Origin of the sequence: Pseudomonas meliae, from assembly GCF_001400515.1 — a bacterium.
Taxonomy (GTDB): Bacteria; Pseudomonadota; Gammaproteobacteria; order Pseudomonadales; family Pseudomonadaceae; genus Aquipseudomonas; species Aquipseudomonas amygdali.
Map to the genome: position 1 here is coordinate 1 of NZ_LJQT01000193.1, position 20,401 is coordinate 20,401.

Here is a 20,401-nt window from a genome sequence, read left to right on the forward strand (position 1 = left end):
GCGTCGCATGCCGTTCTGGACGCTCCGCGTCCTCTCCTGAGAACTGCGGCGCGGTGCAAATCTGTGACGCGGAGCGTCACCCACGGCATTCCCACGCTGGAGCGTGAGGAACGATAGCTCTCTAACTACCGTTCATTACCAGAGCAGCAAGCCTGCTCAACCCTCGGCAGTCTGCGAGGCCAGGGCCACGGCGCGGAACATGGCGCGGCGTTTGTTCAGGGTTTCTTCCCATTCCAGCACTGGCACGGAGTCGGCAACAATGCCGCCACCGGCCTGTACATGCAGTTCGCCGTTCTTGATAACCGCAGTACGAATCGCGATAGCCGTGTCCATGTTGCCATTCCAGGCCATATACCCCACCGCGCCGCCATAGACGCCGCGCTTGACCGGCTCCAGCTCATCGATGATTTCCATGGCGCGAATTTTCGGCGCACCGGACAAGGTGCCAGCCGGCAGAATCGCCCGCAGTGCGTCCATTGCCGTCAGCCCGTTTTTCAATTGACCGGTGACGTTGGAAACAATGTGCATCACGTTGGAATAACGCTCGATAACCATCTTCTCGGTCAGTTTGACCGTACCGATCTCGGACACCCGCCCAACATCATTACGGCCCAGATCGATGAGCATCAGGTGCTCGGCGATTTCCTTGTGATCGGACAGCAGGTCTTCTTCCAGCGCAAGATCGGCCTCTTCGGTGGCACCGCGAGGGCGAGTACCGGCGATTGGACGCACCGTAATCAGGTTGTCCTCGACCCGCACCAGCACTTCCGGCGAACTACCGACGACATGGAAGTCGCCGAAGTTGAAGAAATACATGTAAGGCGTCGGGTTGAAGCAGCGCAGCGCCCGATACAGATCGATGGGCGCGGCGCTGAAATCGATGGACATACGCTGTGACGGCACAACCTGCATGACGTCACCCGCGAGGATGTACTGCTTGATCGTGTCGACCGCAGCCTCGTAATCGCCCTGAGTAAAGCTGGAGCGAAACACCGGGTCGGCAGCCGGAGGCCGGTCCAGGTCCAGACCGCGACGCGGAGTGATCGGCTGACGCAGCTTGTGCATCAGTTCATCGAGCTGCGCGACGCCACGTGCGTAGGCATCCTGCTGCGCCGGATCGACCAGCACGATGGCGTGCATCTTGCCCGCCAGGTTGTCGAACACCACGACCGCGTCAGACACCATCAACAGGATATCCGGCACGCCCAGCGGGTCAGGGTTCGGGCAGTTGGCCAGACGCTTCTCGACATAGCGCACACAGTCGTAGCCAAAGTAGCCCACCAGCCCGCCGTTGAAGCGTGGCAGCCCGGCAATCGTCGGTACGTTGTAGCGCGCCTTGAAGGTCTCGACGAAGTCCAGCGGGTCTTCGACATCCAGGCTTTCGATCTCGACACCATCGTGGGTCACGCTGACGTGATGGCCATGAACGCGCATCACGGTGCGGCATGGCAGGCCGATGATCGAATAACGCCCCCACTTCTCGCCGCCCTGAACCGACTCCAGCAAGTAGGAGTTGGGCTGATCGGCAAGCTTGAGGTAGATCGACAGCGGCGTATCGAAGTCGGCCAGGGTTTCGCGGGCAAGCGGGATGCGGTTGTAGCCTTCGGCGGCCAAACGCAGAAATTCTTCACGGTTCATGAGCAACCTCGTGGTTTGAGGACAAAACGGTCAGTCAGGCAAACGTGCCGGCAGGCCGGCCAGGGTCAAGTCAGGCGCGCCAACGCCAGCGGGCCAGGGCCTTGATGACTTTCATCCAGAGTTTGCGAGTGACCACCACGATGGATTCTCTTGAGGAGGGACGTTTGATGTCGGGCAACAGTATCTCAGCGTCCATGTCCAGGCAACCGGGAATCAGCCTGCGCAGATCATCGATGACCATCGCCGGGTTTTCCTCGGCAATCGGCCGCCCATGGTTGTAGCCATAACTCAACGCGACGCAGGCCACACCGGCCGCCTTGGCAGCCTGTACATCACTGCGCGAATCGCCAACGAACAGCGCTTGCGAGGCAGGCACACCCGCCATTTTCATTACAAAAAACAGCGCGGCAGGGTCAGGTTTTTTCTGCGGCATGGTGTCGCCACCGATGATCCAGCGAAAGAAACGCCCCAGTTTCATCTCATCCAGCAGCGGCGCAACGAAGCGCTCCGGTTTGTTGGTGATGAGGGCCATTTCGACGCCCATCTTCTGCAGCCATTTCAGGGTTTCACGCACGCCGGGGTAGACCACGGTGAACTCGTGCTTCTGGGCGTAGGCACGCATGAAGATCTCCAGACCCTGCTCAGCCAGTTCATCATCGACGCCACTGTGGTCGAGGTGGTTGGCCAGCGCGCGGCGTACCAGCACCGGTGCGCCATTGCCGACCCAGGCGCGGACCGACTCAAGCCCGGCTATTGGCCGGCCAAGTTCAGCCAGCATGGTATCCACCGCTACTGCCAGATCAGGGACCGAGTCCACCAGGGTCCCGTCCAGGTCGAACATGATCAGCTTGGGCAACTTGCCTGCAAACAGCTGCTCAAAGCCGCTCATGCGCGGGATGCTGCCAGTTCTGCACGCATTTTCTCGATCACTTCCCGGTAGTCCGGTGCGTTGAAAATGGCCGAACCGGCAACGAAGGTATCAGCACCTGCCGCTGCGATCTCACGGATGTTGTTGACGTTTACGCCACCGTCGATTTCCAGACGGATGTCACGGCCCGACGCATCGATCAAAGCCCGCGCTTCACGCAGCTTGTTGAGCGTGCCGGGAATGAACTTCTGCCCGCCGAAACCCGGGTTGACGCTCATGAGCAGGATCATGTCGACCTTATCCATCACGTACTCCAGCAGGTTCAGCGGAGTTGCCGGGTTGAACACCAGCCCCGCCTTGCAGCCGCCTTCACGGATCAGTTGCAACGAACGATCAATGTGCTGGGTCGCTTCCGGGTGAAAGGTAATGTAGGTGGCACCGGCCTCGATGAAATCACCGATGATGCGATCCACCGGGCTGACCATCAAATGCACATCGATCGGTGCAGTAACGCCATATTTGCGCAACGCGCTGCACACCATCGGACCAATGGTCAGGTTCGGGACGTAATGATTGTCCATCACGTCGAAGTGAACGAAGTCGGCGCCGCTGGACAGCACGTTGTCGACTTCCTCACCCAGACGGGCGAAGTCAGCGGAAAGAATCGATGGGGCAATAACGAAGGGCTGCATGACGCACCTGTTTGAGCAGAATCACGGTGCGCGGATTGTACGCCAAGCTTCGCCTGGAGCGGTAAGCCTCAAGCTGCACGCCAATGGATTCGCCTTGGCTGGCAGCTTGAAACTTGCGGCGCCCGGTTATTGAGCCGTTCGGAGTTTTTCACTGCGCCCGCGTAACCACTCCAGTACCAGCAGCAACAGCACGGAGAAGCCGATCAGCAAGGTCGCGGCGGCAGCGATGGTCGGGCTGAGGTTTTCGCGAATGCCGCTGAACATCTGCCGAGGCAAGGTCGCCTGCTCCGGCCCGGCGAGGAACAGCGTCACCACCACTTCGTCGAACGAGGTCGCGAAGGCGAACAGCGCGCCGGAAATCACCCCCGGCGCAATCAGTGGCAGGGTCACGCGCCGGAAGGCGGTCAGTGGCGAGGCACCGAGGCTGGCGGCAGCGCGTACCAGATTGTGGTTGAAACCCTGCAAAGTGGCCGACACGGTAATGATCACGAACGGCACGCCCAGTACCGCGTGGACCAGAATCAGCGAGGTGTAGCTATTGCCCAGGCCCAGTGGCGCGAAAAACAGGTAACTGGCGACACCGACGATAACCACTGGCACCACCATCGGCGAAATCACCAGCGCCATGACCAGCGCCTTGCCGGGAAAGTTGCCACGGGTCAGGCCGATCGCCGCCAGCGTGCCGAAGCCCATCGCCAACAACGTAGCGGCCGGGGCAACGATCATGCTGTTCTTCAGTGCGCGCATCCACTCGGCGGAGTTGAAGAAGTCCTGATACCACTGCAACGAGAACCCTTGCAGCGGATAGACCAGAAAGCTGCCTGAATTGAACGACAACGGCACGATGACCAGCACCGGTAACACGAGAAAGAGCAGCACCAGCGCACAGATGATGCGCAAGGCGTAATACCAGATGCGTTCGATCGGCGATGTGTAGGGGTTCAACATGGTGACACTCCTCAGCTCAGACGCAGGCGGCTGGCGCCGACCAGCCAGCTATAAATCAGGTACAGCACGATGGTCGCCAACAGCAGTAACCCGCCGAGCGCGGTGGCCATGCCCCAGTTGATGCTGGTGTTGGTATAGAAGGCGACGAAGTAACTGACCATCTGGTCGTTCGGACTGCCCAGCAAGGCCGGGGTGATGTAGTAGCCGATCGACAGAATGAACACCAGCAGACAGCCTGCACCAATCCCGGCGTAGGTCTGTGGGAAGTACACGCGCCAGAAACTGGTGAACGGATGGCAGCCAAGTGAAATGGCGGCACGCATGTAGGTCGGGGAGATGTTCTTCATCACGCTGTAGATCGGCAGGATCATGAACGGCAGCATGATGTGGACCATCGAGATGTACACGCCGACGCGGTTGAAGACCAGCTCCAGCGGCTTGTCGATGATGCCCATCGCCAGCAGCGCACTGTTGATCAGACCGCTGGACTGCAACAACACGATCCAGGCAGCCACGCGCACCAGAATCGAGGTCCAGAACGGCAGCAGCACCAGAATCATCAGCAGGTTGCTCTGCCGGGCGGGCAGGCTGGCCAGCAGGTAGGCCAGCGGATAAGCCAGTACCAGACAGATCGCGGTAATCACCAGGCCCATCCAGAAGGTACGGGCGAAGATATCCAGATAGATCGCCTGATCCGGGGTCGCAGGCGCGACTTCCCCAAGGTCGTCGATACGATGGTCTACCGCCGCCAGCAGGTAATACGGGGTAATGCTGCTGGTATTGCGGCGTACCGCCTGCCAATAGGCCGGGTCACCCCAGCGCTCGTCCAGCGCTTCGAGCGCTTCTTTATAAGAGGCCGGTTCAGTCTTGAACGGCAACGCGCGAGCGGTCTTGCTCAGCAGGCTGCGATAACCGGCCAGTTCCATGTTCAAACGCTTGGACAGATCGCCCAGCGTGGAATTCTTGCGTGTTTCGGCCAGGTCCAGGCTCATTGCCTTGTAGACCGACTCGGGCGGCAGCCCTTTTCCATCCCACTTTTGCACTTCGACCACTGTGGTCGGCAGTGCAGTCACGACTTCCGGGTTGCCGACACTCTTATAGAGCAGCGCAGCAATCGGCACCAGAAACACTAACAACAGGAAAATCACCAGCGGAGCGATCAATGCCTGAGCCTTCCAGCGGTTGACCCGCTCGGCGCGAGCGAGACGTTGCTTCAAGTTAGGGCTGGTGCCTTCAGTCAGGGGCACGACGATGGCCATAGCGAACTCCGGAATCTTTCAACGAGAGGGCGCTCCCTACAGCAGAGAGCGCCCGGATCTGACGTGATGCAGCCTGATTACTTGGCAGCCCAGGCAGTGAAACGCTGCTCAAGGGATTCGCCGTTGTCGGTCCAGAACGCTACGTCCATCTGCACCTGATCCTTGATGGTCTCAGGCGTGGTCGGCATGTTCTGCAAGGTTTCCTTGTCCAGCAGCTTGACCGCCTGGGTATTGGCCGGGCCGTAGGCGATATTCTGCGAATAGGTCTTCTGCTGCTCGGGGCTCAGCATGTAGGCGATGAACTTCTTCGCGGCATCGGCGTTTTTCGAGCCCTTCGGGATGGCCCAGGCATCGAAGTCATATACGCCGCCGGTCCACACGACCTTGAGGTTGCTTTCCTTCTGCACAGCAGCGATCCGGCCGTTGTAGGCCGAGCTCATCACCACGTCACCGGAAGCGAGGTACTGCGGCGGCTGTGCGCCTGCTTCCCACCACTGAATGTTTGGCTTGAGTTCATCGAGTTTCTTGAACGCGCGGTCCTGGCCGTCTTTGCTGGCCAGCACTTTATAAACGTCTTTCGGCGCAACGCCGTCAGCCATCAGGGCGAATTCCAGGGTGTACTTGGCACCTTTACGCAGACCGCGCTTGCCTGGGAATTTCTTGGTGTCCCAGAAATCGGCCCAGCCGTTTGGAGCTGTGGCGACCTTGTCGGCGTTGTAGGCCAGCACGGTGGACCAGACGAAGAAACCGGCACCGCAGGTGGTGATGGCACCAGGCACGAAATCAGCGGCATTGCCCAGTTGTTTCGGGTCCAGCTCCTCAAACATGTCCTCATCGCAACCACGGGCCAGTTCCGGCGATTCGACTTCTACCAGGTCCCAGGAAACGCTCTTGGTGTCGACCATGGTTTTGACCTTGGCCATTTCACCGTTGTATTCACCGGCGATGATCTTGCCGTTACCGGCCTTTTCCCACGGCGCGTAGAACGCCTTTTCCTGAGCGGCCTTGTTGGCACCGCCAAAAGAGATGACGGTCAGGTCGGTGGCTGCCATGGCCTGCGCGGCGCACATGAGGCCCAACGTGATGGCGGTGAACTTCAAAGACTTCAACATAGGTTCTTTTCTCCACGAGCAGTGTTGGTAAGCGATTGGGATGGGCGATCAGGTCGCCTCTGTTATTGCTTTTATCGGTAGATCAATGCACTTGCTGCAAGGGGTCGAGCGCGCGGACGTGCTCGACTTGCCAGCCGATCGGCACGACATCGCCCACGCTGAGCGTCGGGTCCAGTTCAGCAATCGGCTGTTTGACGAAGAAGTCGTTCTTGCTTGCCACTTCCAGGCGCACGCGAACGTGGTCGCCCAGATAGATGAACTCGGCCACACGACCGGAAAACCGGTTGGCACAGCTCTCGCTGCGACCATTGAGGTTAATGCGCTCGGGACGGATCGACAGGGTCACCGGACCGCCAGGCTGACCGACGTTGATCGCCAGTGCGTGGACTTTCTCGCCACGCTCGAGCTCGACCACACAGCGGTCGCCGTCCTGGCTGACCAGACGTCCATTGAGGCGGTTGTTCTCGCCGATGAAGTTGGCCACGAAGGTGTTCTTCGGCTCTTCGTACAGGCTGCGGGGCGGTGCGATCTGCTGGATCTCGCCCTGATGGAAGACGGCTACCCGGTCGGACATGGTCAGGGCTTCGCCCTGGTCGTGGGTCACATAGACCACGGTCACGCCCAGGCGCTGGTGCAGGTGCAGGTGCAGGTGCTTGATCTCCATCTGCATGTGTTCGCGCAGCTGCTTGTCGAGAGCACCGAGCGGCTCATCCATCAGCACCAGCTGGGGTTCGAACACCAGCGCGCGTGCCAGCGCCACGCGTTGCTGCTGGCCACCGGACAACTGCGCCGGGTAGCGATGCGCAAACGTGTCCAGCTGGACCATGCCCAGTGCCTTTTTGACCTTCTCGCCGACGTCGGTCTTGCTCATGCCACGCACCGACAACGGGAACGCCAGGTTCTCGGCCACCGTCATGTGTGGAAACAAGGCGTAGTTCTGAAACACCATGCCGATGTCGCGTTTGTGCGGCGGCACGTTGTTGATGGCGCGGCCACCGAGGAGGATTTCACCAGCCGTCGGGGTCTCGAAACCGGCCAGCATCATCAGGCTGGTGGTCTTGCCCGAGCCGGACGGACCGAGCAGGGTCAGGAACTCGCCCTTGCGAATGTCCAGGTTGAGGTCTTTGACGATCAGTGCTTCGCCGTCGTAGCTCTTCTGCACACCACGAAAGCTGACCAGAACATCATTTGCTCCAGCGCTTGTATCGACGTCGCTCATTACCCACACCTTTGTTTTGTCTGCGTGGGCTCAAGCCTAGAGCAGCCCGAAGCCCCGGCAAATCGGGGGCCGGGAGAGAATCGCCTAGGCTGGCTGGAAGGCCAGGGGTAGGGATTGCCCTACAGAGATGGCGCGATTGGATATGTCGGTTCCTCCCCTTCTCGACGCGCGGCATCGCAAGAGGACGCAGAGCGTCCTGAACGGCATGCCCACGCAGAGCATGAGAACAATAGCGTTCTCAAGGACGCCTATCGTTCCGCACGCTCCGCGTGGGAATGCAGTTCTCGACGCTCTGCGTCGCAAAGGGCCGCGGGTGTCGGGTGTCGTTTTCAGACTCAGAGCAGTTTGTGCTCCATCGCGTATTTGACGAGATCGGCCAGTGAGTTGAGTTTCATTTTCTGCATCAGCCGCGCCTTGTGGGTGCTGATGGTCTTGCTGCTCAGTGCCAGTTGCTGAGCTATGTCGTTGACGTTGGCACCCTGCGCCAGGCGCTCGAACACCGAGAACTCGCGCTCCGACAACAATGAGTGCAAAGGCCGGCTATCGGTCAGGCCCACTTCAAAGACCATGCGGTCGGCGAGGTCCGGGTCGATATAGCGCCCGCCTGCCGCTACCCGACGAATTGCCGTCAGCAGCAGCGCCGGGTCGCTGTCCTTGGTGGCATAACCTGCGGCGCCGACTTTCAGCGCACGTGCCGCCATCTGCGCTTCATTGTGCATCGACAGCACCAGAATGGCGGGCGGACTGGCCAGTGCGCGAATCCTCGGAATCGCCTCAAGACCATTGACGCCGGGCATGGAGATATCCAGCAAAACCACTTCGCAAGTCACATGACGCAAGGTTTCGAGCAACTGCTCGCCGTTGCTGGCCTCACCGACCACTTGCAGGTCTCTGGCCAGACCAATCAGTTGCTTGATCCCTTCACGCACGATGGTGTGGTCTTCGGCTACCAAAACACGAATCACTGGCTTCGCTCCTGTGCGACGGGGTCCAACGGGATGTAGGCGCGCAAGGTTGTGCCCTCACCGGCCTCGCTGTCCAGCTCCAGTCTGCCGCCGAGCATCAGCACCCGCTCGCGCATCCCGACCAGACCGAATGAAACCACCCTGCCCGACTCGACGAAAAACCCCTGCCCGTCATCGGCGATGGTCATGCACATCACGCCATCCTGCAACGTCAGGCTGATTTCCACCGTGTGCGCCTGGGCGTGGCGCATAACGTTGGTCAGCGCTTCCTGAAGAATCCGGAACATGCCTGTGGCTCTCGCATCGCTAAGCACTGGCAGGTTGTCCGGCACCTGCACCAGACAAGGGATTTGCGTGCGCGCCTCGAAACGGCGTGCCTGCCACTCGATGGCCGACGCAATGCCCGCGTCGAGAATCGGTGGCCGCAATGCCGTGGCAACATCACGCACCAGTTGAAACAGTTGAGCGATAAGACGCTTCATGCTGTCCAGTCGCTCACCAAGGCCGGGATCCAGATCAGCATAGGCCAGCTCGCACATCGACGTTTCCAGCTTCAGCACCGTCAGCATCTGCCCCAGCTCGTCATGCACCTCGCGAGCAATACGCGCCTTCTCTTCTTCACGCACGCTTTCCAGGTGGGCTGACAATTCACGTAGCTGATCATGCGCACGGCGTCGTTCGCTGGCATCACTGAGAAACACCACCAGGTATTCCGCCTCACGAAAGCGCAGGAAGCTCAACGAAACGTCGGTAGGCAGAAGGCTGCCATCAGCACGCAGACAATGGGTCTCGAACACCTGCGGGCTGTCTTCAAGAGAGCGCGCGTTCTTCCACAGGTTGAGCCAGCGGTCCATATGCAGACCGGGCTCGAAATCAATCAGCGGGCGCTCGACCACCTGTCCCGGCGCGTAGCCGAGCATGGATTCCGCCGCCCGGTTGGCGTAACGCACACGACTGTCCCAATTGACCCAAAGGATGCCGACGGTGCTCTGGTCGATGGAGAATTGCGCCAGACGCAGCGCCTCCTCACCTTCAACGCGACGGGCAAGCTCTTCACGCGCGCGCAGCAACTCCTGCTCCTGCGCCTGCTGCTGGCGACGCTGCCAGACCACGATCGCAAAACAGGCCAGCAGCATCACCAGCAGCAGAATGCACAGGTTTTTCCAGAGCTTGGTCGACTCGATGAAATGCGATGGGGTGAGCGGCATCCAGCGCGCGTGCAGCTGCTCAAGCTCTTTGGCAGGAATCGCGCGCAACGCTTCGCTGACGATGGCGGCCAGCTCCGGCATGTCACGGCGCGAAGCCACGCGCAACAATTGCGGCAGCCCGATATCCCCCACTACCGCCAGCCCGGCAAATTCCGGCTCGCGGAGCAGGCGGCTGAGCTGCGCTTCGTCCACCACGGCATAGCGTGCCTGCTGACTGAGCAGCAATTGCAGCGCCTGACGCTCCAGCGGCACGCCTTGCAGGTTCAGGTGCGGAAAGTTGCTGCGCAGGTAATCGGCGGCAGGGCCTGGCATGCGTACAGCAACCCGCGAAAGGCTGTCGAGTTTCTCGAGGTCCACGGTAGTGCTGCCATCGCGTTCGCCGATCAACAGTTGCGAAACACGCAGATACGGATCGGAAAACAACCACAGACGCAGGCCCGCCGGGGTCTGCATCAAGCCAGGCGCAACATCGACTTCACCATTGGCCAGGGCCTTCTCAAGCGCCGCCTGATCAGGAAAGTTTCGCCACAGCAACTCGACCGGCAGCGTCGAAGCCAGCGCATTCATCAGGTCAACATTGGCTCCGGACAACTGCTGCAAACGCTGATCGAACTGAGCATAAGGCGCACGCAACACCAGACCCACCCGCAGCGGACCGTGCTGGTCGAGCCAGCTACGCTGTGCTGAACTCAACTGCGCAGACGCAGGCATTTGTGGCTCGTCAGCCTGCGTAATGGCCATCTGAATCATCAAGAGCAAAGCCAGGCAGCCGATAAAACCGGTGCGCAGAAGACCAATCATCAATGTGTCGCTCTCGTGTGTTCGTATGACGGCCATATGCCGCGCAGGCTCAGGCCTGACAAAAGCCGATCAACCCATTAGGCTGCCGGGATAGTTTCTGGCTTGGAATATCCGATGTCCTACACCTTTCGCGCAACGTTTCCTGCATTGTTTCTGTCATTGGTCCTGCCTTGCGCACTGCCTGTACTCGCAGCCGACCCGGCCCCGGCGAAAGACGCTGCTGCCGAAGCGCCGGTAGAACGGGCACCGCTGCTCAGCCGCTCACAGGAAGACGCGATAGCGCTGGAGCGTCAATTGCCTCGCGAGGATCAGCAGCAGCTTCAGGCGGGTGACGAAAGCTTTCTCGCCCTCTGGAAGCCCGCAAACAGTGACGCCCCCCAAGGCGCGTTGATCATTGTGCCTGGCGACGCCGAGTCACCGGACTGGCCGGATGCCGTCGGCCCGTTGCGAAGGAAGTTTCCGGATGTCGGCTGGTCAAGCCTGAGCATCACCCTGCCGGATGCGGTGGACAACAGCCTGGTGCCACGCGAGCCCGACGCCGCCCCGACCGACGCGAACGCTGCCAAACCCAAGGAATCCCCCAAGGACGCCAGTGCGAAAGCGCAAGACCCGGCAGCTGAAGCCGAGGCTCTGGCTGCCGCAGCAACCGCAAAGGCAGCTGCCGACGAGGAACTCAACAAGGCTCAGGCCGAGCGCATCTTCGCGCGGATCGAAAGCGCGATCAGCTTTGCGCAGCAGAACAAGGCTCGCAGCATCGTATTGATCGGCCATAGCAGCGGTGCCTATTGGGCAGCCAGATTCCTCAATGAACGCACATCGCCTGCCGTGCAAAAGCTGGTGATGCTTGCTGCGCGCGAGCCGGCCAACGCTGCGCCTTCGCTGCTGGACATGGTGCCTCAGCTGAAAATAAAGACCGCCGACTTCATCTACAAAAACTCGCCGGACCAGGCCGCCAAAGCACGTCTGCAGGCCAGCAAACGCGCCAAAGGCCCCGGTTTCACGCAGATTGGTCTGATCAATATCGTGGGCAATGAAGATACCGAGCAAGAACAACTGTTCCGCAGGGTTCGTGGCTGGATAGACGCCAAGGAAGAAAAATAAGCTTCACCCCGAGCGCCCGACGCACAGCAGGCTCAGTTGAACCCGCGTCGGGCCTTTACCACCCGATAGGCGTTATGCAGCTGGCTGGTCTTGTCGGTAGCCACCCGCACTTGCTGAGGGTTGGCACCCGAACCGGCAACCTTGTCAGGATGATGCCGACTGAGCAGCCGACGGTAGGCGCGCTTGATGCTTAAAGGATCGGTGTCCGGTTTTATTCCCAGAAGCGTCATCGCGCTTTTGTAGTCATCACCACTACTGACCGGCGAACGCTTCATCGGGTCGTGATCGGCAGCCAGCGCTTCGACTTGTGGGCCTGTCCAACCCAGCCACATGCCCCATACCCCGATCAACTCACGCTCGACCCAGGAAGCCTTGCCATCCGCCCAGGCCATGCGCCAGCAGGCACACAACAACTCCTCGGCGGTGTCCGGCTGCCCGTGCAGACCGCGCAAATAACTGCGCAGGCCGTCGGCACCGTCACGACCGCGTTTGAAGGCGTTGATGGCACGCAACTGATCCGCCTCGTTCAGGTTCAGACGGCGCATTTCGGTACGGGCCTGATTAATATGACTGGCCAGGACACGTCCGTCACTCTTGGCCAGACGGCCCAGCAACACAAACAGCAGCCCATCGGCGGGTATCGCCGCCCGCCCTCCCAGACGCTCGCGCAGGTGCGCCCAGCTCTGCAGCTTCAGGCGCCGGTCCAGCGCCTGCCCCAATAGAGCACCCAGCATTGCGCCCGGGATGCTGGCAATTGCATAGCCGACACCCGCGCCGATCAATGTGCCAGGCCAAAGCATTCAGCGGGTCTCCGCAAGCAACTGCTCGACTTCAGCCAGACGCTCGTGCGTGCCGACATCGACCCACCGCCCTCTGTGGTGCTCTCCAGTTACCAGGCCTTGATGCATGGCCTCACGCAACAACGGCGCAAGCTTGAACGCACCGGGCTCACAGTTGGCAAACAACTGTGGATGCAGGATAGCGATACCGCTGTAGGTGAGCCGCTGACCTGCCGAATCGTCATCGCGTACCTGACCGTCGACCAACGAGAAATCGCCAGTGGGGTGATGTGCCGGGTTATCGACCAGCACCAGATGCGCGAGACCGGCTAGCGGCACGCGCAAAGCGCTGAAGTCATAGTCCGTCCAGATATCCCCATTGATCACCACAAACGGCTCAACGCCCAGCAATGGCAAGGCCCGATGAATCCCGCCGCCTGTTTCCAGCGGCTGGCCTTCGGGAGAATAACGGATGCTCAGGTCGAAACGCTGACCGTCGCCCAGATAATCCTCGATCTGCTGCCCCAGCCAGGCATGGTTGATGACCAGCTGGTGAAACCCGGCTGCGCGCAAGGCGTTCAGGTGGTACTCGATCAACGGCATCCCCCCGGCACGCACCAACGGTTTGGGCATGTGCAGGGTCAACGGGCGCATTCGCTCGCCTTTACCGGCGGCGAGAATCATGGCTTTCATGCAGTCCTCTTCAACACAATCAGGTTTCTTTCAAAATAGCCATTTTCAGGCCGTCGCTGGCGTATCAGACAGCGGTCTCTACCGGTTGCTGCAGACTGGTGAGCAACTGCCCGAGTTGAGCCAGCTCGGGGCGACGCGACAAAACTGCCTCTATATAAGCGAAAAAGCGCGGGACGTCTTGCAGATAACGCGGTTTTCCATCGCGGTGGCAGATGCGGGCAAAAATACCGATCACCTTCAAATGGCGCTGAACACCCATCAGATCACTGGCGCGCTCAAAGGCGGCAAAATCTTCCTGCACCGGGATACCAACGGCACGCGCCTGATCCCAGTAGATTCTGAGCCAGTCGCTGACGCGTTCTTGTGGCCAGCTCAGGAACGCGTCCTTGAACAGACAAGTCACGTCATAGGTGACCGGGCCGTAGACAGCGTCCTGAAAATCCAGCACACCTGGATTGGGCTCGCTGATCATCAGGTTTCGCGGCATGTAGTCGCGATGCACCAGCACTTTGGGCTGCGCCAGAGCGCTGTTGATCAACAACTCGCTGGCCTGCCGCCAATCGCTCAGTTGCGCCTCGTCCATCTCGATACCCAGGTGGCGCTTTACGTACCACTCGGGGAAAAGCTCCAGTTCACGGCGCAGCAACGCGACGTCATAGCTGGGCAGCGGCGCGTCCATCGGCAATTGCTGATAGGCCAGCAGCGCCTGGATTGCATCGGCGAACAAGGCATCGGCATTGTCAGCGTCGATCACATCCAGATAGGTCTGACGGCCAAGATCATTGAGCAGCAAAAAGCCTTGCGTCAGGTCTTCGGCATAAATTTCCGGAACATTAATGCCCGACTTTTTCAGTAAATGGGCGATATCCACAAACGGTTTGCAGTTTTCCTGCGGTGGTGGCGCATCCATCACAATAAAAGTTCGGCCAGCGCCCTCCCAGCGAAAATAACGACGAAAACTTGCGTCACTACTGGCCGCAGTCAATGTAGCCGGGGGTACAGCACCCCAATTTTGCGTCGCAAACAGCGCTGGCAACTGCTCATCGAGCCAAACTTTCAGGGATTGCAGGCGTATATCTTGATCTGACATTACAAGGGTCTCCGACGGCGCTAGCCGTCAAGCGGGTCATGCTTTATTATCCGGAATCTTTTTCAGCCCATCGAGAGGCGTGCGGCCCCCCCGCGGGCAGATGGCGCGCAGGAAGCCCGGACTAATAAGATGGCATTGAAATCCCCCGCGTTTCGTAAAAAATTTCCGTTGCTCGTAACCGGCAGTCTGCTGGCGATGCAACCTCTGGCCACTCAGTTCGTGGTCGCCGCGGAACAGTATGACTGCTCAGTCTCTGCTTCGGGTGCCTGGAACTGTGCGCCGAAATCCAATGCTGCTGCAGTGGACCTGCCTCCGCGCCCCGTGCATGACACGACGTCGGTCAGTTCCAACGGCACAGTCACCTCGCAAAGCACCTCTTCGGGTGAGCAGGTTGCGGGTACGCAACTGGTTACCGAAGCCAAGGGCAAAGGTCTGAGGTCGCGTAGTGCTGACTACAGCCACCTTGATTGGGTTCCTCGTGAAAAGCTCACCGCAGCACAACTGGCCGAAACCGGCCCGTATTGCTCGGGTGCTTACGTCGAGCCAATCCGCCCTGGCATGGACGACAAGACGCCGATGAAAGACGCGCCTATGTTCGTGGGTGCCAAGGCTTCGCGTTACGAACAGGAAGCGCAGGTCGCGACGCTGGCAGGTGATGTCGTGTTGCGCCAGGGCAGCATGCAGGTACAGGCCCAAGAGGCAGCACTGCATCAGGCCGAAAACCGTGGCGAGCTGAACGGCGATGTCCGTCTGCGCGACAACGGCGCGCTGATCGTCGGTGACAAGGCCGAGTTGCAACTCGATACCGGCGAAGCCCGTGTCGACAATGCCGAATACGTCCTGCACAAGTCGAACATTCGCGGTAACGCCCTGTACGCCAAGCGTGCAGAGAACGCGATCATCCGGCTCAAGGACGGTACCTACACCTCGTGTGAGCCGAACAGCAACGCTTGGACGCTCAAGGGCAACAACATCACGCTGAACCCGGCCACCGGCTTTGGTACAGCGACCAACGTTACCCTGCGGGTCAAGGACATACCGGTTCTGTACACGCCGTATATCTACTTCCCGATCGACGACCGTCGCCAGTCCGGCTTCCTGCCGCCGACCATTGCGGCAGGCGGCGATAACGGTTTCACACTCGTTACTCCGTACTACTTCAACCTGGCACCGAACTACGACGCCACGTTGTACCCGCGTTACATGGCCGACCGCGGCCTGCTGATGGAAGGCGAGTTCCGCTACCTGACCAAAGGCAGCGAAGGCCAGTTTGGCGGCGCGTACCTGAACGACGAGAACGACGACCGCAAGCTGCAGTCGGACTACGACAAGACTCGCTGGATGATCAACTGGCAGCACAAGGGCGGGCTTGATACGCGCTGGCTGACCCAGGTTGATTACACCGACATCAGCGACCCGTATTACTTCCAGGATCTGGAAACCGATCAGATCGGCGTTAAAAGGACGGACTTCCTCAACCAGCAGGGCTCTTTGACCTACCGTGGCGACAGCTACTCGGCAGTTTTCAACGCTCAGGCCTACAAACTGGCGACGGTTGCGAACATCACGCCTTATAACCGCCTGCCTCAATTGATGGTCAACGGTACGTTGCCGTACAGCCCTGGCGGGTTGAAGTTCGATTACCAGACCGAAGCCGTTCGTTTCGACCGCGACCTGCGTAATGGCGTATTTGTTGACGAAGACGGCAACTTTGAAAACCGTCTGGACACCAACGTTACTGGTCTTGACCGGGCAAACGGTGATCGCCTGAACCTGGCGCCATCCGTCAGCCTGCCGATGAACTGGACCTACGGTTTCCTGACACCCAAGCTCAAGTATGTTTATACCCAATACGACTTGAGTCTGGACGGTATAGGCAAGACTCAACTGGCTAACGCAGGCGGAACGTTCGACAGCAGCGTAAACCGCAGCGTGCCGATCTTCAGCGTCGACAGCGGCCTGTACTTCGACCGTAACACCAACTGGTTCGGCAAGGATTACCGTCAGACCCTGGAACCGCGCCTGTTCTATCTCTATGTACCCGAGAAAGACCAGACCGACATCCCGGTATTCGACACCAGCGAAAGCACGTTCAACTATGCCTCGCTGTTCCGTGACAACCGCTTCACCGGTTCCGACCGCATCGGCGACGAGAACAAGCTGTCGCTGGGTATCACCAACCGCTGGATCGAAGACAACGGCTTTGAACGTCAACGCTTCAGCATCGGCCAGGCGCTGTATTTCGAAGACCGCAAGGTGCAATTGCCTGGCGTAGTGTTCGCTGATCGTGATGATGCGCGCGCCAACGTTTCGCCTTACGCGCTGGAATACGAATACCGCTTCAACCGCGACTGGCGCTTCAACTCCGATTTCAACTGGGATCCGGACAGCAAGAGCACCCGTTCGGGCAGCGCAATGTTCCATTACCAGCCTGAAGACAACCCGAACAAGATCGTCAACCTCGGCTATCGCTATCGCAACGACCAGATTCGTTACGACGAAAGCACTGGCCGCTGGATCGTGGGCGGTGGCGACTACGGACGTCCGGGCGATGACAACTACGTGAAGGACTACTACAAGATCCAGCAGCACGATTTCTCGGTCATCTGGCCAATTGTGCCGCAGTGGAGCCTGATCAGCCGCTGGCAGTATGACTACAACCGTGCGCGCACCATCGAAGCTTTCGGCGGGTTCGAGTACGACAACTGCTGCTGGAAAATGCGTCTGGTCAACCGCTATTGGATCGACTACGACGAGTTCAGCCAGGCAGCGCCTCAGAACGAGAAAGGCGACCGCGGCATATTCCTACAAATCGTGTTGAAGGGGCTCGGCGGTGTAACTGGCGCCAAGGTAGACAGCTTCCTCGACAAAGGCATTCAAGGTTATCGTGAACGTGAAGACCAAGCTTTCTGATTGTCTGCGCCCGCTGATGCTGGGCGCGTTACTCCTGAGCGGTGCAGTGCATGCTGCGGTTCAACCTCTGGACAGTGTCGTGGCTATCGTCGACAACGATGTGATCATGAAAAGCCAGATGGACCAGCGTGTACGTGAAGTTCAGCAGACCATTGCCAAGCGTGGCTCTGGTGTACCGCCTGCAGAAGCCCTGCAACCACAGGTTCTGGATCGTCTGATCCTGGAAAACCTGCAGTTGCAGATGGGCGAACGCTCTGGCATTCGCGTCTCAGACGACGAGTTGAATCAGGCCATTGGCACCATTGCCCAGCGCAACAACATGAGCGTGGAGCAGTTCCGCGCAGCGCTGGCTCATGACGGCTTGTCCTATAACGATGCACGCGAGCAGGTGCGCCGGGAAATGATCATCAGCCGTGTGCGTCAGCGCCGGGTGGCCGAACGTATCCAGGTATCCCAGCAGGAAGTGAAAAACTTCCTCGCCTCCGATCAGGGCAAGGCTCAGTTGTCTGAAGAGTTCCACCTGGCCAACATTCTGATCGCAACGCCTGACAGCGCCTCTTCGGATGCCATCCAGGCTGCTGCGGTCAAAGCCAAGGGCATTTATGACCAGCTGAAGAAAGGTGCTGACTTCACCCGACTCGCAGCCACCACCTCCTCCAGCGAAAACGCACTGGAAGGCGGCGACATGGGCTGGCGCAAGGCTGCGCAACTGCCACCGCCGTTCGGTGACATGCTCAGCGCGATGCCTGTCGGCGACGTGACGCCTCCAGCGCGCACGCCGGGCGGTTTCATCATCCTCAAGTTACTGGAAAAACGTGGCGGCCAGGGGCAGGCACAAATGCGTGATGAAGTGCATGTGCGTCATATCCTGATCAAACCAAGCGAAATCCGTAACGAAGAAGAGACCAAGCGTCTTGCCGAGAAAATCTACGACCGCATCCAGAATGGCGAAGACTTCGCCGAACTGGCGAAAAGCTTTTCGGAAGATCCAGGCTCGGCACTCAATGGCGGCGATCTGAACTGGGTTGATCCGAACTCTCTGGTTCCGGAATTCCGTCAGGTCATGAACGAAACGCCACAAGGCGAATTGTCCAAACCGTTCAAGACCGCTTATGGCTGGCACGTTCTGGAAGTTCTCGGTCGCCGCTCCACGGATGCTACCGATCAGGCGCGTGAACAACAGGCGTTGAACGTACTGCGTAACCGCAAGTACGACGAAGAGCTGCAAACCTGGCTGCGTCAGATCCGTGACGAAGCCTACGTTGAAATCAAACTCCCTGGCGCGACCCAGGCTGCGCAGTGAAACCCAAGCGTTTCGCCCTGACACCCGGCGAGCCGGCCGGCATAGGCCCTGACCTTTGCCTGCTGCTCGCCACGCAGCCTCAGCCATACCCCCTGATCGCCATCACCAGCCGTGACCTGCTCCTTGAGCGGGCCGCGCAACTGGGTGTGGCGGTCAGTCTGCTTGACGTCACCCCTGATACGCTTCCCGACCTGCCTGCGCCTGCCGGCAGTTTGTACGTCTGGGATACGCCCCTGGCAGCCGCGGTAGAAACCGGCGTGCAGAACAAGGCCAATGCAGCATTCGTACTGCAAACCCTGACTCGCGCTGGCCAAGGCTGTCTCGACGGGCTGTTCAGCGGCATGATTACTGCCCCGGTGCACAAAGGCGTCATCAACGACGGCGGCATCGCTTTTTCCGGACACACCGAATTTCTTGCCGAACTGACCCACACTGAACAGGTGGTGATGATGCTGGCGACCGGCGACCTGCGCGTGGCGCTGGTGACCACGCACCTGCCGTTGCGCGAGGTGGCTGATGCCATCACGCCAGACCGACTGGAGCGCGTGACACGCATCCTGCATGCCGATCTGGTGAACAAGTTCGGCATTGCCCGCCCGCGTATTCTGGTCTGCGGCCTCAACCCTCATGCAGGCGAAAGCGGGCATCTGGGCCGTGAAGAAATCGACATCATCGAACCGACTCTGGAGCGCCTGCGCAGCGAGGGCCTGGACTTACGCGGCCCACTGCCTGCCGACACTCTGTTTACCCCCAAATATCTGGAGCACTGCGACGCAGTGCTGGCGATGTACCACGATCAAGGCTTGCCCGTGCTGAAATACAAAGGTTTCGGCGCAGCAGTCAATGTGACGCTCGGCCTGCCGATTATCCGCACTTCTGTCGATCACGGCACGGCGTTGGACCTGGCTGGCAGCGCGAACATTGATACCGGCAGCCTGCACGTTGCACTGCAAACCGCCTACCAGATGGCCGAGACCCATTCATGACCGAGCAATACCAACACCGGGCGCGCAAGCGTTTCGGTCAGAACTTCCTGCACGACGCAGGCGTTATCGACAAAATCCTGCGCGCCATTCGTGCCAAACCTGAAGACCGGCTGCTGGAAATCGGACCGGGCCAGGGCGCGCTGACCGAAGGGCTGCTCAACAGCGGCGCACAGCTGGACGTGGTCGAGCTGGACAAGGACCTGATCCCGATCCTCACCGGCCAGTTCGGCAACAAGCCAAATTTCAACCTGCATCAGGGTGATGCACTGAAGTTCGACTTCAACAGCCTGGGCGCCGAACCGCGCAGCCTGCGTGTCGTGGGCAACCTGCCGTACAACATCTCGACGCCGTTGATTTTTCATCTGTTGCAAAACGCCAGCCTGATCCGCGACATGCACTTCATGTTGCAGAAGGAGGTGGTCGAGCGCATGGCTGCCGGTCCCGGCGGCGGTGACTGGGGTCGTCTGTCAATCATGGTCCATTACCATTGCCGCGTGGAGCATCTGTTCAACGTCGGGCCGGGGGCGTTCAACCCGCCGCCGAAAGTGGACTCGGCCATTGTGCGTCTCGTCCCTTACGAAACATTGCCGCACCCTGCCAAGGATCACCGCGTGCTGGAGCGCATCGTGCGTGAAGCGTTCAACCAGCGTCGCAAGACCCTGCGCAACACGCTCAAGTTGCTGTTGACCAGCGACGAGATTACCGCTTCCGGAGTAGACGGCAGCTTGCGTCCCGAGCAACTCGACCTGGCTGCATTCGTCCGTCTGGCAGACACTCTCAGCGAGAAAGTTGTGACAAAGTGAACCCTGAGGACAAGTAAACGGCA

The 20,401-nt window shown here is 59.7% G+C and carries 17 protein-coding genes; 5 read left to right on the forward strand and 12 right to left on the reverse strand.

The window, feature by feature from the left end; genetic code table 11:
• Positions 1–156: 156 nt before the first annotated feature.
• The 9 genes from trpE to ALO64_RS08690 all read right to left on the reverse strand — a co-directional run bounded on the left by trpE (position 157) and on the right by ALO64_RS08690 (position 10,746).
• Positions 157–1,638: an anthranilate synthase component I gene (gene trpE, locus ALO64_RS08650; protein WP_044343669.1), complete on the reverse strand. Its 1,482-nt coding sequence runs from the start codon at positions 1,636–1,638 to the stop codon at positions 157–159.
• Between the two features lie 70 nt (positions 1,639–1,708).
• Positions 1,709–2,527, reverse strand: a complete 819-nt coding sequence (locus tag ALO64_RS08655; RefSeq protein WP_005733271.1) for a phosphoglycolate phosphatase — start codon at positions 2,525–2,527, stop codon at positions 1,709–1,711.
• On the reverse strand, positions 2,524–3,198 hold the full coding sequence (gene rpe / locus ALO64_RS08660; RefSeq protein ID WP_005733270.1) for a ribulose-phosphate 3-epimerase: 675 nt from the start codon (positions 3,196–3,198) through the stop codon (positions 2,524–2,526). Before rpe ends, ALO64_RS08655 begins: the two co-directional genes overlap by 4 nt.
• A gap of 126 nt (positions 3,199–3,324) precedes the next feature.
• Entirely contained in the window at positions 3,325–4,146 is an 822-nt protein-coding gene (locus ALO64_RS08665; protein WP_002551902.1) for an ABC transporter permease, read from the reverse strand.
• A gap of 11 nt (positions 4,147–4,157) precedes the next feature.
• Positions 4,158–5,405, reverse strand: a complete 1,248-nt coding sequence (locus ALO64_RS08670; RefSeq protein ID WP_044343668.1) for an ABC transporter permease — start codon at positions 5,403–5,405, stop codon at positions 4,158–4,160.
• A 77-nt stretch (positions 5,406–5,482) separates the two neighbouring features.
• Entirely contained in the window at positions 5,483–6,517 is a 1,035-nt protein-coding gene (locus tag ALO64_RS08675) for a polyamine ABC transporter substrate-binding protein (RefSeq protein WP_044343667.1), read from the reverse strand.
• An 82-nt stretch (positions 6,518–6,599) separates the two neighbouring features.
• A complete protein-coding gene (locus ALO64_RS08680) occupies positions 6,600–7,736 on the reverse strand; it encodes an ABC transporter ATP-binding protein (RefSeq protein ID WP_044343666.1) in 1,137 nt (378 codons plus the stop codon).
• 335 nt (positions 7,737–8,071) lie between these two features.
• Complete coding sequence (locus tag ALO64_RS08685; RefSeq protein ID WP_044343665.1) at positions 8,072–8,701, reverse strand: response regulator; 630 nt, start codon at positions 8,699–8,701, stop codon at positions 8,072–8,074.
• On the reverse strand, positions 8,698–10,746 hold the full coding sequence (locus tag ALO64_RS08690; protein ID WP_044343664.1) for a sensor histidine kinase: 2,049 nt from the start codon (positions 10,744–10,746) through the stop codon (positions 8,698–8,700). Before ALO64_RS08690 ends, ALO64_RS08685 begins: the two co-directional genes overlap by 4 nt.
• A 78-nt stretch (positions 10,747–10,824) precedes the next feature.
• Here ALO64_RS08690 and ALO64_RS08695 point away from each other — a divergent pair, with 78 nt between their 5' ends.
• On the forward strand, positions 10,825–11,811 hold the full coding sequence (locus ALO64_RS08695) for an alpha/beta hydrolase family protein (protein ID WP_044343663.1): 987 nt from the start codon (positions 10,825–10,827) through the stop codon (positions 11,809–11,811).
• 32 nt (positions 11,812–11,843) lie between these two features.
• On the opposite strand, the gene ALO64_RS08700 is transcribed toward ALO64_RS08695, so the two are convergent.
• The 3 genes from ALO64_RS08700 to ALO64_RS08710 form a co-directional block, all read right to left on the reverse strand.
• Entirely contained in the window at positions 11,844–12,611 is a 768-nt protein-coding gene (locus ALO64_RS08700) for a TerB family tellurite resistance protein (RefSeq protein WP_044343662.1), read from the reverse strand.
• Entirely contained in the window at positions 12,612–13,283 is a 672-nt protein-coding gene (gene murU / locus ALO64_RS08705; protein ID WP_005733259.1) for an N-acetylmuramate alpha-1-phosphate uridylyltransferase MurU, read from the reverse strand.
• A 64-nt stretch (positions 13,284–13,347) separates the two neighbouring features.
• Positions 13,348–14,373: an aminoglycoside phosphotransferase family protein gene (locus tag ALO64_RS08710; RefSeq protein ID WP_044343661.1), complete on the reverse strand. Its 1,026-nt coding sequence runs from the start codon at positions 14,371–14,373 to the stop codon at positions 13,348–13,350.
• 129 nt (positions 14,374–14,502) lie between these two features.
• Between ALO64_RS08710 and ALO64_RS08715 the strand changes: the two genes are divergently transcribed.
• The 4 genes from ALO64_RS08715 to rsmA are packed head-to-tail and all read left to right on the forward strand — an operon-like array spanning position 14,503 to position 20,378.
• The gene (locus tag ALO64_RS08715) at positions 14,503–17,286 is read left to right on the forward strand and encodes an LPS-assembly protein LptD (protein WP_044343660.1); all 2,784 of its coding nucleotides are present in this window, start codon (positions 14,503–14,505) and stop codon (positions 17,284–17,286) included.
• Positions 17,267–18,589 (forward strand): peptidylprolyl isomerase, encoded by a 1,323-nt coding sequence (locus ALO64_RS08720; protein ID WP_002551891.1) that lies wholly within the window; start codon positions 17,267–17,269, stop codon positions 18,587–18,589. Before ALO64_RS08715 ends, ALO64_RS08720 begins: the two co-directional genes overlap by 20 nt.
• Complete coding sequence (gene pdxA, locus ALO64_RS08725) at positions 18,586–19,575, forward strand: 4-hydroxythreonine-4-phosphate dehydrogenase PdxA (RefSeq protein ID WP_044343659.1); 990 nt, start codon at positions 18,586–18,588, stop codon at positions 19,573–19,575. Before ALO64_RS08720 ends, pdxA begins: the two co-directional genes overlap by 4 nt.
• On the forward strand, positions 19,572–20,378 hold the full coding sequence (gene rsmA / locus ALO64_RS08730; protein ID WP_044343658.1) for a 16S rRNA (adenine(1518)-N(6)/adenine(1519)-N(6))-dimethyltransferase RsmA: 807 nt from the start codon (positions 19,572–19,574) through the stop codon (positions 20,376–20,378). The genes pdxA and rsmA overlap by 4 nt, the downstream gene beginning before the upstream one ends.
• Positions 20,379–20,401: the final 23 nt, after the last annotated feature.

Excerpts from the sequence above, each read along its gene's own strand:
- ALO64_RS08710 (WP_044343661.1), bottom strand. The coding sequence starts at position 14,373 with ATGTCAGATCAAGATATACGCCTGCAATCCCTGAAAGTTTGGCTCGAT.
- ALO64_RS08675 (WP_044343667.1), bottom strand. The coding sequence starts at position 6,517 with ATGTTGAAGTCTTTGAAGTTCACCGCCATCACGTTGGGCCTCATGTGC.
- ALO64_RS08680 (WP_044343666.1), bottom strand. The coding sequence starts at position 7,736 with ATGAGCGACGTCGATACAAGCGCTGGAGCAAATGATGTTCTGGTCAGC.
- trpE (WP_044343669.1), bottom strand. The coding sequence starts at position 1,638 with ATGAACCGTGAAGAATTTCTGCGTTTGGCCGCCGAAGGCTACAACCGC.
- ALO64_RS08670 (WP_044343668.1), bottom strand. The coding sequence starts at position 5,405 with ATGGCCATCGTCGTGCCCCTGACTGAAGGCACCAGCCCTAACTTGAAG.
- rpe (WP_005733270.1), bottom strand. The coding sequence starts at position 3,198 with ATGCAGCCCTTCGTTATTGCCCCATCGATTCTTTCCGCTGACTTCGCC.
- ALO64_RS08665 (WP_002551902.1), bottom strand. The coding sequence starts at position 4,146 with ATGTTGAACCCCTACACATCGCCGATCGAACGCATCTGGTATTACGCC.
- ALO64_RS08715 (WP_044343660.1), top strand. The coding sequence starts at position 14,503 with ATGGCATTGAAATCCCCCGCGTTTCGTAAAAAATTTCCGTTGCTCGTA.
- ALO64_RS08700 (WP_044343662.1), bottom strand. The coding sequence starts at position 12,611 with ATGCTTTGGCCTGGCACATTGATCGGCGCGGGTGTCGGCTATGCAATT.
- rsmA (WP_044343658.1), top strand. The coding sequence starts at position 19,572 with ATGACCGAGCAATACCAACACCGGGCGCGCAAGCGTTTCGGTCAGAAC.
- ALO64_RS08690 (WP_044343664.1), bottom strand. The coding sequence starts at position 10,746 with ATGGCCGTCATACGAACACACGAGAGCGACACATTGATGATTGGTCTT.
- ALO64_RS08655 (WP_005733271.1), bottom strand. The coding sequence starts at position 2,527 with ATGAGCGGCTTTGAGCAGCTGTTTGCAGGCAAGTTGCCCAAGCTGATC.
- murU (WP_005733259.1), bottom strand. The coding sequence starts at position 13,283 with ATGAAAGCCATGATTCTCGCCGCCGGTAAAGGCGAGCGAATGCGCCCG.
- ALO64_RS08695 (WP_044343663.1), top strand. The coding sequence starts at position 10,825 with ATGTCCTACACCTTTCGCGCAACGTTTCCTGCATTGTTTCTGTCATTG.